13 protein-coding genes and 3 tRNA genes are annotated in these 15994 nt (G+C 53.4%); 7 read left to right on the forward strand and 9 right to left on the reverse strand.

Going from position 1 to position 15994, the window contains the following annotated elements; genetic code table 11:
- Window positions 1-160 precede the first annotated feature (160 nt).
- The gene (locus GC087_RS13065) at window positions 161-829 is read right to left on the reverse strand and encodes a riboflavin synthase (protein ID WP_033741155.1); all 669 of its coding nucleotides are present in this window, start codon (window positions 827-829) and stop codon (window positions 161-163) included.
- A 193-nt stretch (window positions 830-1022) separates the two neighbouring features.
- Here GC087_RS13065 and GC087_RS13070 point away from each other — a divergent pair, with 193 nt between their 5' ends.
- From GC087_RS13070 to GC087_RS13095, 6 genes are all read left to right on the forward strand, one after another.
- Window positions 1023-2396 carry an MATE family efflux transporter gene (locus tag GC087_RS13070; RefSeq protein WP_006118979.1) on the forward strand — a complete coding sequence of 458 codons (1374 nt, stop codon included), beginning with the start codon at window positions 1023-1025 and terminating at the stop codon, window positions 2394-2396.
- 152 nt (window positions 2397-2548) lie between these two features.
- Window positions 2549-2625: transfer RNA gene (locus GC087_RS13075), tRNA-Val, on the forward strand.
- A gap of 3 nt (window positions 2626-2628) precedes the next feature.
- Window positions 2629-2705, forward strand: a tRNA-Val gene (locus GC087_RS13080).
- A gap of 10 nt (window positions 2706-2715) precedes the next feature.
- Window positions 2716-2792 (forward strand) — tRNA-Val (locus tag GC087_RS13085).
- A gap of 344 nt (window positions 2793-3136) precedes the next feature.
- Window positions 3137-4549 (forward strand): pyruvate kinase PykF, encoded by a 1413-nt coding sequence (gene pykF / locus GC087_RS13090; protein ID WP_033741152.1) that lies wholly within the window; start codon window positions 3137-3139, stop codon window positions 4547-4549.
- 305 nt (window positions 4550-4854) lie between these two features.
- The gene (locus GC087_RS13095; RefSeq protein WP_006118977.1) at window positions 4855-5091 is read left to right on the forward strand and encodes a major outer membrane lipoprotein; all 237 of its coding nucleotides are present in this window, start codon (window positions 4855-4857) and stop codon (window positions 5089-5091) included.
- A gap of 244 nt (window positions 5092-5335) precedes the next feature.
- Here the strand turns inward: GC087_RS13095 and GC087_RS13100 are convergent, their stop codons facing one another.
- The 7 genes from GC087_RS13100 to sufA are packed head-to-tail and all read right to left on the reverse strand — an operon-like array spanning window position 5336 to window position 11935.
- Window positions 5336-6298 (reverse strand): L,D-transpeptidase family protein, encoded by a 963-nt coding sequence (locus GC087_RS13100; protein WP_033741150.1) that lies wholly within the window; start codon window positions 6296-6298, stop codon window positions 5336-5338.
- A 55-nt stretch (window positions 6299-6353) separates the two neighbouring features.
- Window positions 6354-6770 carry a cysteine desulfuration protein SufE gene (gene sufE, locus GC087_RS13105; RefSeq protein WP_006118976.1) on the reverse strand — a complete coding sequence of 139 codons (417 nt, stop codon included), beginning with the start codon at window positions 6768-6770 and terminating at the stop codon, window positions 6354-6356.
- Window positions 6771-6791: 21 nt separating this feature from the next.
- A complete protein-coding gene (gene sufS, locus GC087_RS13110) occupies window positions 6792-8015 on the reverse strand; it encodes a cysteine desulfurase SufS (protein ID WP_324030627.1) in 1224 nt (407 codons plus the stop codon).
- Window positions 8015-9292 (reverse strand): Fe-S cluster assembly protein SufD, encoded by a 1278-nt coding sequence (gene sufD / locus GC087_RS13115; RefSeq protein WP_324028480.1) that lies wholly within the window; start codon window positions 9290-9292, stop codon window positions 8015-8017. The genes sufS and sufD overlap by 1 nt, the downstream gene beginning before the upstream one ends.
- Window positions 9267-10013, reverse strand: a complete 747-nt coding sequence (gene sufC / locus GC087_RS13120; protein ID WP_006118973.1) for a Fe-S cluster assembly ATPase SufC — start codon at window positions 10011-10013, stop codon at window positions 9267-9269. Before sufC ends, sufD begins: the two co-directional genes overlap by 26 nt.
- 46 nt (window positions 10014-10059) lie before the next feature.
- Window positions 10060-11553 (reverse strand): Fe-S cluster assembly protein SufB, encoded by a 1494-nt coding sequence (sufB, locus tag GC087_RS13125; RefSeq protein ID WP_033741147.1) that lies wholly within the window; start codon window positions 11551-11553, stop codon window positions 10060-10062.
- Window positions 11554-11560: 7 nt separating this feature from the next.
- Window positions 11561-11935 carry a Fe-S cluster assembly scaffold SufA gene (sufA, locus tag GC087_RS13130; protein WP_006118971.1) on the reverse strand — a complete coding sequence of 125 codons (375 nt, stop codon included), beginning with the start codon at window positions 11933-11935 and terminating at the stop codon, window positions 11561-11563.
- Window positions 11936-12326: 391 nt separating this feature from the next.
- On the opposite strand from sufA, the gene GC087_RS13135 reads away from it, so the two are divergent.
- A complete protein-coding gene (locus GC087_RS13135; protein ID WP_054633897.1) occupies window positions 12327-12731 on the forward strand; it encodes a hypothetical protein in 405 nt (134 codons plus the stop codon).
- A gap of 30 nt (window positions 12732-12761) precedes the next feature.
- Here the strand turns inward: GC087_RS13135 and GC087_RS13140 are convergent, their stop codons facing one another.
- Entirely contained in the window at window positions 12762-15815 is a 3054-nt protein-coding gene (locus GC087_RS13140; protein ID WP_324028481.1) for a D-2-hydroxyglutarate dehydrogenase YdiJ, read from the reverse strand.
- Window positions 15816-15994: the final 179 nt, after the last annotated feature.

Genomic DNA, 15994 nt, shown 5'->3' on the forward strand with positions numbered 1-15994 from the left:
CATTGCCCGAACCGGCTCAGGTCGGTTGGCTGAGATGCCGGGGCGACGAAACGCGACGGCGCGTCAGCGGTTTCCCGATAAAAAAGCAGCCCTGATAACAGGGCTGCTTTTTTTGCAATACCCGCATGCGGATGACAACAAGATTGTTGCCAGGCGGGCCTTATTCGTGATCGGCTTCCGGCTGATCGGCCTGCTCCGCAAGTGCCTTCACGGCAGCGGCTTCACGCTGCGCCAGCACGCGCTCTACCGTATCCACAATGGCCTGTGTATGGGGATCGATTTCAATGTTGACCCGATCGCCAAAGGTTTTGGCTCCCAGAGTGGTGCGCTCCAGCGTTTCAGGAATCAAATGGACGCAGAACTTCGTTTTTGTCACATCACCCACAGTCAGACTGATGCCATCAATGCCGACAAATCCTTTGTGCAGGATGTATTTCATCTGCAGAGGATCCTGAATCCTGAACCACACTTCGCGATTGTTTTCAGAGCGGATAATTTTGCAAATTTCTGCCGTGGTCATGATATGGCCCGACATCAGGTGTCCGCCAATCTCATCACTGAATTTGGCCGCGCGTTCAATATTCACCACGTCGCCCTGGCGCAAGTCGCCCAGATTGGTCACGCGTAAGGTTTCTTTGATCAGGTCAAAACTCACCAAATCACCGTTAATCTCGGTAACGGTCAGGCAACAGCCGTTATGGGCCACGGATGCGCCAAGTGCCAGGCCTGGCACCAGTTCAGCGGGAAGCCGGACAACATGAGTACGGAATAAACCTTTATCTTCAATGGACACGATTTCTGCGGTGCCCTGCACAATACCGGTAAACATAATCTTTGCCTCTGTGACGTTTGCCTCCAGTTTATCACAGGCGCGCTTAACTTTTAGATTTCAACGTGCTGAGAGATGCGCAACCGCAAAGCGTGACAAAGATTGGAGAAATCGGCTGCGGCAGTTACACTAGTGCCGACTTCGCCTGAAGTCGTCCTCATTTCCTTATTAATCACACAAGTCAGGTGTTTACGTGCAGAAGTATTTAACAGAAGCGCGTCAATTGCTGGCCCTCGCGATTCCCGTTATCCTGGCTCAGGTGGCGCAAACCGCGATGGGATTTGTAGATACCATTATGGCCGGCGCCGTCAGCGCCACGGATATGGCCGCCGTCGCTGTTGGCACGTCCATTTGGCTTCCCGCCATCCTGTTTGGTCATGGTGTTTTACTGGCATTGACGCCGACCATTGCGCAACTTAATGGTTCAGGTCGCCGCGAGCGCATTGCTGAACAGATTCGTCAGGGGTTTTGGCTGGCGTTTTTTCTCTCATTGCTCATCATGCTGGTCCTCTGGAACGCGGGCTATTTTATTCGCTCGATGCACGATATCGATCCGCTGCTGGCTGAAAAAGCGGAAGGTTATCTGCATGCCCTGCTGTTTGGCGCGCCGGGTTACCTGTTTTTTCAGGTGATGCGTAACCAGTGCGAAGGGCTGTCTAAAACCAAGCCCGGCATGGTGCTGGGCTTTCTGGGATTGATGCTCAACATTCCGCTCAACTATGTCTTTATCTATGGGCATTTTGGTATGCCCGCGTTGGGCGGTGTGGGCTGTGGCGTCGCCACCGCCTCCGTTTACTGGGCGATGTTTATCTGTATGCGCTTTTGGGTGCGGCGCATGCGCAGCATGCAGGATATCCGGCCTGAACAGCGCTGGTCATCGCCCTCGGCCGCCATTCTGAAACGTCTGGCCGGTCTGGGCCTGCCTGTCGCCCTGGCGCTGTTTTTTGAAGTGACTCTGTTTGCCGTGGTGGCGCTGTTAGTCTCCCCGCTGGGCATTGTGAATGTGGCCGGTCACCAGATTGCCCTGAACTTCAGCTCACTGATGTTCGTGCTGCCGCTGTCACTGGGCGTCGCGACAACCATTCGCGTGGGCTATCGTCTGGGTCAGGGATCAACCGAACAGGCGCGCGTGTCCGCCTGGACCGCGCAGGGCGTGGGCGTGAGTATGGCCGTGCTTACGGCGATCTTTACGGTGACCTTCCGCCATCACATTGCGCAGCTCTATAACGATAACCCCGACGTAGTAACGCTGGCTGCTCAACTGATGATGCTGGCCGCCATTTACCAGATTTCGGATTCCATTCAGGTGATTGGCAGCGGTATCCTGCGCGGTTACAAAGACACAAGGTCTATTTTCTTTATAACCTTTATCGCCTACTGGCTACTGGGGCTGCCTTCAGGGTATATCCTGGCGTTGACCGACTGGGTGGTGCCGCGCATGGGCCCGGCAGGATTCTGGTGTGGGTTTATTGTCGGCCTGACCTCAGCCGCCGTCATGATGCTGTGGCGGGTTCGGCGTTTGCAGCAACTCCCGGCCGCGTTAATCCTTTCGCGCGCATCGCGTTAAAAGCAGAACGGGCCGTAACAGGCCCGTTACGTTCAAAAAAACGACGCTTCGCACAGATGATGTTCATTCATTTGCAATTTTGCGTTTTTCTCCTTGCCAGCCTTCTGCGCTGTCGTTAATATTCGTCCCCGCTGTCGCCCTGACAGCATGTTGCGCTCTTAGCTCAGTTGGTTAGAGCACCACCTTGACATGGTGGGGGTCGATGGTTCGAGTCCATTAGAGCGCACCAAGTGCGTCCGTAGCTCAGTTGGTTAGAGCACCACCTTGACATGGTGGGGGTCGGTGGTTCGAGTCCACTCGGACGCACCAAATTTACTTTGCGCTCTTAGCTCAGTTGGTTAGAGCACCACCTTGACATGGTGGGGGTCGATGGTTCGAGTCCATTAGAGCGCACCACTCTTTTACTTCCTTTCTTCACTTGCGCAACGACCCATTTCTTGATTTACATTGCCTTTACGTACTGTTTTTCGATTGGTTTTCGCATACTTAGTGATTATACTGGCCGCGTTGTTTACTTGAAAGGTTTCAGCGACTACGTGCTTATGACGATAATTAAGATTGTTTGCGCAACAACGTCCCGGTGGTTAAGCCAACTAACCACGCAACTTCTCTGCACGCCTGGCCTTCGTCACCTATTCTTATCCTGTATCACCCTTTTCTCTTTCAACCAGCGTTTTCATTTCGGTGCGCTGTCATCGAAACCCTATTTATCATCCATCACAACTTACAGATAACCCGTCATGAAAAAGACTAAGATCGTTTGTACTATCGGCCCAAAAACCGAATCCGAAGAGATGTTGACCCAGCTGCTTGAAGCAGGCATGAACGTGATGCGTCTCAACTTCTCGCACGGCGATTATGCAGAACACGGTCAGCGCATCACCAATATGCGTGCTGTCACCCAAAAAACTGGCATTCCTGCCGCTATTCTGCTGGATACCAAAGGTCCGGAAATCCGCACCATGAAGCTGGAAGGTGGCAATGATGTGTCACTGAAAGCTGGCCAGACCTTTACTTTTACCACTGACCAGAGCGTGATTGGCAACAGCGAACGTGTTGCGGTGACGTATTCTGGCTTTGCCAACGATTTGAAAATCGGCAATACCGTTCTGGTTGACGATGGTCTGATCGGCATGAAAGTGACTGAAGTCACCGAAAACAGCGTCATCTGTGAAGTCCTGAACAACGGTGATTTAGGTGAGAATAAAGGTGTTAACCTGCCAGGCGTTTCTATCCAGTTGCCTGCGCTGGCCGAGAAAGACAAACGCGACCTGATTTTTGGTTGTGAACAAGGCGTTGATTTCGTTGCCGCGTCCTTTATCCGTAAGCGCTCTGACGTGCTGGAAATCCGTGAGCACCTGAAGCAGCACGGCGGCGAAAATATTCAGATCATCTCTAAAATTGAAAACCAGGAAGGCCTGAACAACTTCGACGAGATCCTGGATGCGTCTGACGGCATCATGGTCGCGCGTGGCGATTTGGGCGTTGAAATCCCGGTTGAAGAAGTGATCTTCGCGCAGAAGATGATGATCAAAAAATGTAATAAGGCGCGTAAGGTTGTTATCACCGCCACCCAGATGCTGGATTCCATGATCAAGAATCCACGCCCTACTCGCGCAGAAGCCGGCGACGTAGCGAACGCCATCCTGGACGGGACGGACGCCGTCATGCTGTCGGGCGAAAGTGCGAAAGGCCGTTATCCGCTGGAGTCGGTCACCATCATGGCGACCATCTGTGAGCGTACCGACCGCGTGATGAAGCCGCGCATTGATGAGCAGAATGACAACCGCAAACTGCGTATCACCGAAGCGGTGTGCCGTGGTGCCGTTGAAACCGCCGAGAAGCTGGAAGCGCCACTTATCGTTGTCGCAACAGAAGGCGGTAAATCAGCGAAGGCCGTGCGTAAGTACTTCCCTAACGCCACCATCCTGGCCTTAACCACCAATGCCACCACAGCGCGTCAGTTGATTCTGAGCAAAGGTATTGAGACGCGTATGGTCAGCGAAATTGCCTCAACTGACGATTTCTATCGTCTGGGTAAAGAAGCGGCGCTGGAAAGCGGTTTTGCTCAAAAAGGCGATGTTGTTGTGCTGGTTTCTGGCGCGCTGGTGCCAAGTGGAACCACGAATACCGCATCGGTACACGTGCTGTAATACGGGGTTTATGGCTTTATTATCGAAAGCGCCTTAAAAGGCGCTTTTTTATGGGCTTTGTAATACAGATTCCTGAAAACGCCAGCCCAAAACAACAATAAAAACGCCCCTGAAATTAAGGTTAATCCGATTAAATCTCTCTGTTTTAGCTAAATTTTTTTATCTTCTTCTTTGATCCGCTGTTTCTTTGAGCGAACGATCATGTTTAAGCATGTTCTTATCAAAAAATTATTCTCAAGTTAAAAAGCTTTGTGTAATACTTGTAACGCTACATGGAGATTAACTCAATCTAGAGGGTATAAATAATGAATCGTACTAAACTGGTACTGGGCGCGGTAATCCTGGGTTCAACTCTGCTGGCTGGTTGCTCAAGCAACGCTAAAATCGACCAGCTGTCTTCAGACGTTCAGACTCTGAACGCTAAAGTTGACCAGCTGAGCAACGACGTGAACGCAGTGCGTTCTGACGTTCAGGCTGCTAAAGATGACGCAGCTCGCGCTAACCAGCGTCTGGACAACCAGGCTCACTCTTACCGTAAGTAAGAGTTTTGGTTTTAAAAATGGTGCCCTTGTGGCACCATTTTTTTTGTCTGCTGATCCGCAACTAACGCCTTCTCTTTCACTGATGCCGCGTCGTTCGTCGACAGCACGTTTGCCCTGTCCTGCCTCGTTTACTGTCGCGACTGTCCGTTAGCCCCATTCCGTATCGGTTATGTCCAGGCAGGCCTGTCGCCTCAATCTGCTTCGGTTACTGCACTGACAGGACTCGCGCCCTGTCCCGCATTAATTAGTGTGCCGTCAGGACGCTTGCCTCATCCCGCACCGGCTCACCGGCACTGACCAGCACCGGCATGCCCGAACGGCGCGTCAGCGTAGCGTTAATCAAGGCCTGGTCACTTTTCTCGCTCTTCATAAACGTCCTGAAGCCCGCACTTAAGGCCAGAGGCGCGGTTTGCGGATCGTCTTTCTCGCTGCGCGACAAGGGCTGATGGACTTCAACGTAACGTTTGCCATCGGGCTCAACGGTATATTTCACCGGTTGGTTAATCACCTGCACACGCGTTCCCACCGGCACCGCATTAAACAGTGCTTCAATATCGTCCGTGCGCAGGCGAATACAACCCGAACTCACGCGCATGCCGATACCAAAATTGGCATTGGTACCATGGATAAGGTATTGCCCGGTTCCCCGCGCCATACGCAACGCATGCAGCCCCATAGGGTTATCCGGGCCTGCGGGCACCACTGCAGGCAGGGTAATGCCCTCTTTCGCGTAGCGCTTGCGAATATTCGCGGTAGGCGTCCAGGTGGGGTTGGGGATTTTCTGGCTGATGCTGGTCACCATCACGGGCGTCATGATCCCCATCTGACCGATACCAATCGGATACACAATGACCTTGTTTTCACCTTTTGGGTAATAGTACAACCGCAGTTCCGCCAGGTTTACCACAATGCCTTCGCGTGGCGTATCCGGCAAAATCATCTGTAGCGGAATGGTCAGCTGTGTACCCGGCCTGGGCAACCACGGATCGGTGCCTGGGTTCGCTTCCAGCATGCCCAGCAGGCCAACCTGATAACGCGCAGCGATATCTTCCAGCGGGCGTTTATTATCTGGCACCTGGGTAACAAGATTTTCACCTGTCAGGCGGCTGCCAGGCGGCGGCAAGGGATATTCGGTAGCAAAACCGGGTGCAGAGAGCCCAAAACAGGTCAGCAGCAATGCACCGGCTATATAAAAAGCAGGTTTCATGCGATGTTCTCATCAGACAGTAAAAAGACGCCGGATGGCGTCTTTGGAGTGTATCTTAGCTGAGGTTCTGAGCGGTATGGCGAATTGACTTAATCATCGCCTCCAGCCCCTGCGAGCGCGTCGGCGTGAGGTGCTGAACGAGGGCCAGTTCGCTGAACCAGTGGCGAACGTCCAGTGCCACGATTTCAGCGGGTTGCAGGTTCTGATAAAGGCTAAATACGATAGCAATCAGTCCCTTAACGATAGCTGCATCACTGTCACCTTCAAAGGCGATCGTACCGTCTGCCTGCGGGGTCATCTTGATCCACACCTGACTCTGACAGCCGGTAATGGCATTTTCAGGCTGGTGCAGTGTTTCAGACGATTCCGGGAGTTTGGCACCTAATTCAATGATGTACAGATACTTCTCTTCCCAGTTAGCGCAACGATTAAAGTTGCGCACCAGTTTCTCTTTTTCTGGCAACGTGGCCATGAATCACTCCGTTTACGTTGTTCAGCCGCCCAGCAGGCGATGAATACGCGTCAGACCTGCCGCCAGCCGATCCACTTCGTCTTCACTGTTGTAGAACGTGAAAGAAGCGCGACACATCGCGGGGACCTGATAATGGCGCAGCAGCGGCATAGCGCAATGGTGGCCGGTACGAATCGCGATACCGTACTGATCAAGGAAGCTGCCGACATCAAAGGCGTGATGTTTGCCCAGGTTAAAGGCAATCACACCGGTACGCTGCTGCGAACCGTAGATCTGGATATCCGGCACGGAGGCGAGCTTATCAAGCGCATAATTCATCAGGATTGTTTCCCGCTGATGAATCGTATCCAGTCCCAGCGCCTCAACATACTCCAGCGCGGCGCCCAGACCAATGATGCCACCGGTATTCGGCGTTCCGGCTTCAAAACGCCACGGTGCCGTATTCCAGGTGGTGCCGGTGGGCAGCAGGACTTCACCAATCATCGATCCGCCCCCTTCCCAGGGCGGCATGATGTCCAGCAGCGCCTTGCGGCCATACAGCACGCCAATGCCCGTTGGGCCATAGAGCTTATGGCCGGAGAACACATAGAAGTCGCAGCCGATATCCTGTACATCGACGGCGCTGTGCATCACGGCCTGCGCCCCGTCGATCAGGGTAACCACACCTGCTGCCCTGGCCTGCGCGACGATGGCTTTGACCGGATTCACCGTACCGAGCACATTGGACACATGGGTGACCGCCAGCAGGCGCGTGCGACTGTCAATCAGCCCCGCCAGTTGATCCAGCGCCAGCTCACCGTTGTCGGTCAGGGGCAGTACCCGAATTTCCGCACCACAGCGTTCAGCCACCATCTGCCAGGGCACGATATTCGCATGGTGCTCCATCTGCGTGATAATCAGGTTATCACCGGGTTGCAGTTGACTGCCCCCCCAGCTGTTGGCAACCAGGTTGATGCCTTCCGTCGTACCTTTAACAAAAACGATTTCTTCCGCAGAAGCCGCATTCAGAAAACGTGCCGCCTGTTCGCGAACGTTTTCCATATCGCTGGTTGCCTGCTGGCTGAGCGTGTGAATACCGCGGTGCACGGCGGCATAGCCGTGCTGGTAGAAATGGCTTTCGGCATTGATGACCGACAAAGGACGCTGTGCGCTGGCCGCGCTGTCAAGGTAAGCCAGCGGATGACCGTTGACCTCACGCTTCAGAACCGGAAAATCCGCTCTGATACGCTCGAGATCGAAGTTCATCATGAGTTGTCTCCTGGAAAACGCTGAGCAATGCGCTGGAGCACCGCCTGGCGAAGAACGGGGTTCTCCAGCGTTTCGGTTAACTCAGCCGCAAAGGCGTGAATGATCATGGTCTGCGCGGCGTCCTGCTCAATACCGCGCGAACGCAGGTAGAACATCTGCTCGTCATCAATACGGCCTACGGTCGCACCGTGGCTGCATTTAACGTCATCGGCATAAATTTCAAGCTGCGGCTTGGTATCCACTTCGGCCAGGCGGCCTAACAGCAGATTGTTGTTGGTCATCTGACCATCTGTCTTTAACGCATGCTGCGCCACTTTGATGTGGCCGTTAAAGACCGCACGCCCTTTGTCACGCACGATGGTTTTGTGCATCTGACGGCTCAGGCAGTGGCCTTTGTTGTGCTCAAGATAGGTGCGGGTATCCGCCACTTCCTGATTCACGGGCAGCACCAGACTGTTCAAAGAAAGCTGGGTGTTTTCGCCATTGAGCTGCGTACTGGTGTTATGACGGCTTAAACCCGCACCCAGTAAGAAGCTGGTGCTGGTCACCTGCGCATCACGGTTAATCACGATGTCATTATGGGCAAAGTGATAACTTTTAGTGCTTTCAAAGGCCAGCTTGGTGTGCTTCAGCGTAGCATTATCAGCGACAGCAAAGGTAAAGCGACCGCCGGTGAAGTGCGCGCTGTCGTTCAGCGTGACATAGTGCTCAATGACTTCCGCTTCTGCACTCTCTTCCAGTTGCAGATGATGACGGTAATGAACGATGTTCATGCCATCATCTTTGCCGCTGGTGATGTGCAGCAGGTAAAGCGGACGTGAAGCCGCCTTACCGCGCGGCAGACGAACATGGGTCACTTCTTCAGCCAGGCTTTCCGTCAGATGCAGAAAGACTTCTGGCTGAACGGGCGCAGGCAGATCGCGACGCTCAGCGGCAACGCTGTGCTGAATCTCGAAAAAATCAGTCCCGGTCGCGCTCAGCGCAGACTGGAATTTGCCGTCGACAAACACCAGACGAATAGCATCCAGCGGCAGAGCCAGCGCTTCAACCTGTGAAGCACTGACGTCCTGAGACTCAGGCAACACAAAGTGCTGTGCCAGCAGGCCATCCAGCGGCGTGTATTTCCAGTTTTCATGCTTGCGCGTGGGCAAGCCCAGACGCATTAACTGCTGCCAGTGCTGCTGTGCCTGCATGGAGCGCAGTTCACCGCGCGATTCAAACAGGTGGTGCCACTGTTGCAGCGCAGTATCACTCTTCGTCGGTAAGCCAGCCATAACCCTGCTCCTCCAACTGTTTCACCAGCGAGAAGTCGCCAGATTTCACGATCTTGCCCTGATACAGCACATGCACAAAATCAGGTTTGATATAGTCCAGGATACGCTGATAGTGCGTGACGATGATGAACGCACGCTTCTCATCGCGCAGGCTGTTTACGCCGTTAGCCACGATTTTCAGGGCATCGATGTCGAGACCGGAGTCCGTTTCGTCCAGAATGCACAGATCGGGCTCAAGCGCGGCCATCTGCAGAATATCGTTACGCTTCTTCTCACCGCCGGAGAAACCGACGTTGACAGAACGGGTCAGCAGATCTTCAGGCATCTTGAGCAGATTAATTTTCTCTTCGATGAAATCCTGGAAATCAAAACGATCGAGCTCATCCTGCTGACGGTATTTGCGCACTGCGTTCACAGAGGTCTGCAGGAAAAACTGGTTGCTGACGCCAGGAATTTCAACCGGATACTGGAACGCCATGAAGATCCCTTCACCCGCGCGCTCTTCCGGCTCCAGCTCCAGCAGGTCTTTGCCTTTAAAGGTCACTGAACCGCCGGTGATTTCATAGTCTTCACGGCCAGCTAAGGTCGCAGACAGCGTACTTTTACCTGAACCATTCGGTCCCATGATGGCATGAACTTCGCCTGGTTTAATCTCAAGGTTCAGACCACGTAAGATCGCTTTGTCTTCAACGCTAACCTGTAAATCTTTAATACTTAACATACTTATTCCTTCACATTGCTTCCGGCAACGCGTGTGACGGCGTCAATCAGCCCACACTGTGCTCAAGGCTGATGGCTAACAGTTTTTGTGCTTCCACTGCAAATTCCAGCGGCAGCTCAGAGAATACGTCTTTACAGAAGCCGTTCACGATCATTGAGATAGCATCTTCTTCACTGATGCCACGTTGCAGACAGTAGAACATCTGATCTTCGCCGATACGTGAAGTGGTCGCTTCATGCTCCAGCTGGGCGGTGTTGTTGCGGGTTTCAACATACGGGAACGTATGTGCTCCACAATCTGGCCCAATCAGCATGGAATCACACTGGGTAAAGTTACGTGCGTTGGTGGCCGTCGGCATGATTTTCACCAGGCCACGGTAGGTGTTCTGGCTTTTACCGGCAGAAATACCTTTGGAGATAATGGTCGACCGGGTGTTTTTACCAATGTGAATCATCTTGGTACCGGTGTCCGCCTGCTGGCGTCCGCTGGTTAAGGCGACGGAGTAGAACTCGCCCACAGAGTGATCGCCACGCAGGATACAGCTCGGGTATTTCCAGGTAATGGCCGACCCGGTTTCCGACTGCGTCCAGGACATTTTACTGTGGTCGCCTTCACACAGCGCACGCTTGGTCACGAAGTTAAGGATACCGCCCTCGCCTTCACCGCCCGGGAACCAGTTCTGCACAGTGGAGTATTTCACTTCCGCATTCTTGTGGATGATCACCTCGACCACCGCTGCGTGCAGCTGATAGCTGTCACGGACCGGTGCAGAACAGCCTTCAATGTAGCTGACATAGCTGTCTTCATCAGCAATCAGGATGGTGCGTTCAAACTGACCGGTTTTCGCCGCGTTAATACGGAAGTAGGTTGACAGCTCCATCGGACAACGCACCCCTTTCGGGATGTAAACAAAGGTACCGTCTGACGCAACCGCTGAATTCAGGGCAGCGAAGAAGTTGTCGTTGGGTGGGACTACCGTGCCCAGATATTTCTTCACCAGCTCCGGATGATCGTGAATGGCTTCACCGAAAGAGCAGAAGATAATGCCCTGTTCCGCCAGCTTGCTACGATAGGTGGTGGACACCGACACCGAGTCAAAAATGGCGTCAACCGCCACTTCCTTGCCTTCACGCACCGGTACACCCAGTTGGTTGAAGGCGTTTTCCACTTCCTGCGTCAGGTAATCGTTGGCAGGCGCCGCGCCTGAAGCCTGCGTGGCTCCCGGCTCCGACGCACAGGTATCGTCACAGTTGCCGCACGACGGCGCGGAATAGTAACTGTAATCCTGATAGTCGAGCTTTTCGTAGTGCGCTTTCAGCCAGTGTGGCTCTTCCATTTCCAGCCAGGCACGAAAAGCTTTAAGCCGAAACTCCAGCATCCACTCTGGCTCGTTACGCTTAGCCGAAATTGCGCGCACGACATCTTCATTGATGCCGTTGGCAAATTCTTCGGTTTGCAACTGGGTAAAGAAGCCCTCTTTATAATTGAGCTTGCCTTCCCACATTTGTACATCGTCAGATGTTTCGCTGTGTCGTGACATATTTCACTTACTCGACGCCAAAGCTTTCACCGCACCCGCAGGCGTGTTGAGCTTTAGGGTTATTGAATTTAAAAATTTGATTCAGGCCTTCACGGACGTAATCCACTTCAGTGCCATCGATAAATGGCATCGCCTGAAGCGGTACAAACAATGTTGCGCCGTAGTAGGTAAACTGCAGGTCGTCATCTTCTGGTTGCTTCACCAGATCCATGACATAACCAAAGCCGGCACAACCGGATTGTTTAATCGCTAAACGCAGCCCCTTGACTTCTGGGTTTTCTGCGGCCAGATTTAGAATTTGTTTCGCTGCGGTTTCGGTCAGCGTTAACCCTTTCCACACATATTCGTCAGGTGAGAAAGAGTCTGCATTCACGGATGACATGTTGCTACCTCTTGTGAGTCCGGACCTTTTCAGGCTATCCCCCTATGGTAGTGATCTCACTGATCACTTCAACCTCTTGTTTTGCAGGGATAATCATTAGGTGCTGTTTTTAACAGCGCATTTATTAAGCATAGCGTCTTCAGCCAGGCTTGCATTCGCAAAACCGGCAGGAAGCACGACCCCGTAACCTGTTAATAACTGGTGAATTTTAAAATCATCACTTTATGATAAACCCTTTATTGATAGGTTACGCCTTTCTGTGTTGTAAACAGATTGTTATTTCCGATTATACCGACAGGTGAAATAAATCGGAAAAAAATTCTCATTTGCCAATTGCAATCGCTGTTCAGTTGAATATGATAATTATTATCATTCAGCATCAGGATGCGTTATGTCGTTATCGGTTTCCGCCTGGCTTCAGCACAAACTTGATGAATACCGTTTTTCGGTTCGCGATCTCACTGTCGATTTTTACCTGGCGCAGGCCAGACTTGACCGGGCTGAGTGTACCGTTCAGCAGTTACGTCAGTTCAATGATACCTGTCTGGATATGGCAGAACTTTGCCAACTGAACGGTGACGACCAGAGTTATTTGCATGCCATGGGTAAGCTTCATCACCGACTGGTCGTAGAAATGCAAAATCCCGACCGGGATCGGCTGTTTCGCATTCAGTCTTACCAGCTGGCAAGACTGTCACTGACCCGGCTATGCCACCAGCTGGCCATTACAGGTGAATGGGAACAGGCGACGGTGCTCCAGAGTAACTTTGTCAAACATGCAGGCTGGATATTCTAATCCAGCCTGCGGTTGACGTCTCCTGCCTTTTTACACCAGCTCAAGCAGAGCCTGAAGCGGATGGCGCATACCATTGCCTTCAACACGTTTAACCTGGCTCCGGCAGGAAAAACCGGTTGCCAGACAGCGTTGACGCGGCAGCTTCTGCAACTGCGGATGCCATGAGAGCGCGTAAATGCCCAGCGAATTGTCCAGATTTTTGCTCTCGTGTCCGTAAGTGCCCGCCATGCCACAGCAGCCCACGCTGATGTTTTCCAGCTTTGCACCAAAACGTAAAAAAATCGCCTGCCACTGACCGGGCGTTGCAGGCAAGGCGGTGATTTCGGTGCAGTGCGCAAACAGATACCAGGCTTCGCCGCTGGCAATCTGGACGTCCCGTTCCTGCACCGCATTCTGCAACCATTCATGCACCAACAGCACATTGAAATCGCCCCGCGCCTCCCCCAGCGTCTGACGATATTCATCGCGATAACACAGGACCGTGGCGGGATCGATGCCGACCATTGGCATGCCCAGTCGGGCGACGCGATTGAGAAAATCGGCGGTTTTACTGGCCGTGCGGGCAAAGCGTTGTAAAAAGCCTTTAACGTGCTGTGCCTTACCGTTTGGCGAGAAGGGCAACAGAACAGGTTGATAGCCGAGTTTCTCAATCAGCCTGATAAAGTCGCTGACCAGCCGGGCCTCATAGAAGCTGGTAAAGGGATCCTGCACCACCAGCACCGTTTTCACCCGCTGCGCCTCCGTCAGCCCTTCAAGCTGTTCCAGCGTCATCTGCATTGCCGGATGGCCGCTCAGCTGCTGTTTGAGTGTAGGTGAGGAAAGCAAGGGCAAATCCACCATGCCAATGTGCGTTTTGCTGAACGATGCGGCCCAGGGCTGTTTAAGGAAGAAGTTAAAGACCGTAGGCGCTTTTGCCATCACGGGCGCATAGCTTTCCACCGCGGCCACCAGATGATCGCTCAGGGGACGAAGATAGCGCGTATGATAAAGCTGCAAAAAACGCGAGCGGAAAGCCGGCACGTCAATTTTAATCGGGCACTGGGTTGAACAGGCCTTACAGGCCAGGCAGCCTGACATGGCGTCCTTCACTTCATGCGAAAAATCATATTCCCCTTTATTCGCATACCAGGTGTTCCGCATGCGGCCAACCAGCCCCCGCAACGACAACGTCTTCTCCGGCAGTTTTTTCTCCAGCATCACCGGATCCACGCCCTGCTCTGCCAGCAAGCGCAGCCATTCGCGTGTTAAGGTGGCGCGCCCTTTAGGTGAATGAATGCGGTTGCGCGTGATTTTCATCGAGGGGCACATTGGGCTTCGCACGTCGAAATTGAAGCACAAGCCATTACCGTTACATTCCATCGCGCCACGCCAGGTGTCACGCACCTGTACAGGAATCTGGCGGTCATAGCTGCCGCGTTTGGTGGCGTCCACCTGCATCATCGCCGCATCGCTGTTGTAAGGCGTACAGATCTTGCCGGGGTTCAGCCGGTTATCGGGATCGAACGCCGCTTTGATACGGCGCAGTTCGTTGAACAGGGTGTCCCCGAAGAAGGCCGGACTGTATTGCGCGCGAAAGCCCTTGCCATGTTCGCCCCACAGCAGACCGCCATAGCGCGCGGTCAGTTCGACCACCTCATCAGAAATCTGCTTCATCATCATTTCCTGATGCGGATCGCACATATCCAGCGCCGGCCGGACATGGAGCACGCCCGCGTCCACATGGCCAAACATGCCGTAACTCAGGCCATGGCTGTCAAGAAGCGCCCGGAACTCGACGATGTAGTCGGCAAGGTGTTCCGGCGGCACGGCCGTATCTTCGACAAACGGAATCGGCTTCGCCCGCCCTTTCGCATTGCCCAATAATCCCACCGCTTTTTTACGCATGTTATAAATGCGTTCGATGCTGTCCAGGTCGTTACAGCGTTGATAGCCAATGACGCCGCCTTCCTGCTGCGCGATCAGCGCATCAAGCCGGCTGCACAGTTGCGTCAGTTGCTGCTCAATTTTCGCTTCGTCATCCCCGGCAAACTCCACAATATTCAGCCCTGACATCGTTTTGTCGGGAACATCGGTGATCAGCGCTTTCACGGAGTGCCAGACGATGTCCTCCCGTGCCAGATTGAGCACTTTCGAGTCCACCGTTTCGACGGAAAGAGCCTGCGCCTGTACCATCAGAGGCGCATTGCGCAAAGCAGAATCAAAGGAGTCGTATTTGATATTCACCACGCGCCGCACTTTAGGCAGGGGCGTAATGTCCAGCCGGGCTTCACTGATAAAGGCCAGCGTGCCTTCTGCGCCGCACAGCAGGCGCGTCAGGTCAAACGTTTGCATATCGTCGCTAAAGACATGACGCAAATCGTAGCCGGTCAGGAAGCGGTTCAGTTTGGGAAATTTTTCCAGAATCAGGTCACGCTGTTCGCGACATCGCGTCAGAACCTGCTGATAGATGCGGCCCTCTGGCGTGGGCGTTTGCGCCAGGCTTTCGGCCAGCGCCGTGGGCATGGGCCGGGTATCCAGAATATCGCCCCCCAGCAGGACCGCCCGCAAACCAAGAACATGATCAGAGGTTTTACCATACACCAGCGATCCCTGGCCGGAGGCATCGGTATTGATCATGCCGCCCAGCGTAGCACGGTTACTGGTCGACAACTCTGGCGAGAAAAAGTAACCAAACGGTTTCAGATACGCGTTAAGTTGATCTTTAACCACGCCCGCTTCTACACGCACCCATCCCTGCTCGGTGTTAACCTCCAGGATACGGTTCATGTAGCGGGACATATCCACAATAATGCCCTGATTCAGTGACTGGCCGTTAGTGCCGGTCCCGCCACCGCGCGGGGTGAAAACCAGACTCGAGAACGCCGGGTCCCCCGCTACGCGGGCAATCAGCGCGACATCAGCCGTCGAGCGCGGAAACAGCACCGCATCGGGCAGCAGCTGATAGATGCTGTTGTCGGTTGAGAGAGAAAGCCTGTCGGCATAACTGGTGGCGGTATCGCCGGTGAAGCCCTGTTCTTTGAGGGTTTCAAGGAATGTCAGCACCCGCTGGATAAGACCCGGTGCCTGAGAAATCTGTGGGATCATGATTCTGTGACCAACGATGTTGTGTAGGTTTGCGTCTGTCGCGTGCGTTAATCTCCTGTTTTATCACATTTCTGTCAGCCCTGTCGTTTTTTCAGGAAAGGCTGAAACCATTTCTTTACAAGCCTGTTTAAACGCCCTCAAATAGCTCATGATGACGGGTCACTGTCATCCCCTGCGTT

Origin of the sequence: Pantoea sp. JZ2 (genome assembly GCF_035191405.1) — a bacterium.
GTDB classification, from domain to species: domain Bacteria; phylum Pseudomonadota; class Gammaproteobacteria; order Enterobacterales; family Enterobacteriaceae; genus Pantoea; species Pantoea stewartii.

What these genes read in the sequence shown, in the direction of transcription:
- GC087_RS13135 (WP_054633897.1), top strand. Translation starts at nt 12,327, where the DNA reads ATGTCGTTATCGGTTTCCGCCTGGCTTCAGCACAAACTTGATGAATAC.
- sufB (WP_033741147.1), bottom strand. Translation starts at nt 11,553, where the DNA reads ATGTCACGACACAGCGAAACATCTGACGATGTACAAATGTGGGAAGGC.
- sufC (WP_006118973.1), bottom strand. Translation starts at nt 10,013, where the DNA reads ATGTTAAGTATTAAAGATTTACAGGTTAGCGTTGAAGACAAAGCGATC.
- sufE (WP_006118976.1), bottom strand. Translation starts at nt 6,770, where the DNA reads ATGGCCACGTTGCCAGAAAAAGAGAAACTGGTGCGCAACTTTAATCGT.
- pykF (WP_033741152.1), top strand. Translation starts at nt 3,137, where the DNA reads ATGAAAAAGACTAAGATCGTTTGTACTATCGGCCCAAAAACCGAATCC.
- sufS (WP_324030627.1), bottom strand. Translation starts at nt 8,015, where the DNA reads ATGAACTTCGATCTCGAGCGTATCAGAGCGGATTTTCCGGTTCTGAAG.
- GC087_RS13095 (WP_006118977.1), top strand. Translation starts at nt 4,855, where the DNA reads ATGAATCGTACTAAACTGGTACTGGGCGCGGTAATCCTGGGTTCAACT.
- GC087_RS13065 (WP_033741155.1), bottom strand. Translation starts at nt 829, where the DNA reads ATGTTTACCGGTATTGTGCAGGGCACCGCAGAAATCGTGTCCATTGAA.
- GC087_RS13100 (WP_033741150.1), bottom strand. Translation starts at nt 6,298, where the DNA reads ATGAAACCTGCTTTTTATATAGCCGGTGCATTGCTGCTGACCTGTTTT.
- sufA (WP_006118971.1), bottom strand. Translation starts at nt 11,935, where the DNA reads ATGTCATCCGTGAATGCAGACTCTTTCTCACCTGACGAATATGTGTGG.
- sufD (WP_324028480.1), bottom strand. Translation starts at nt 9,292, where the DNA reads ATGGCTGGCTTACCGACGAAGAGTGATACTGCGCTGCAACAGTGGCAC.
- GC087_RS13140 (WP_324028481.1), bottom strand. Translation starts at nt 15,815, where the DNA reads ATGATCCCACAGATTTCTCAGGCACCGGGTCTTATCCAGCGGGTGCTG.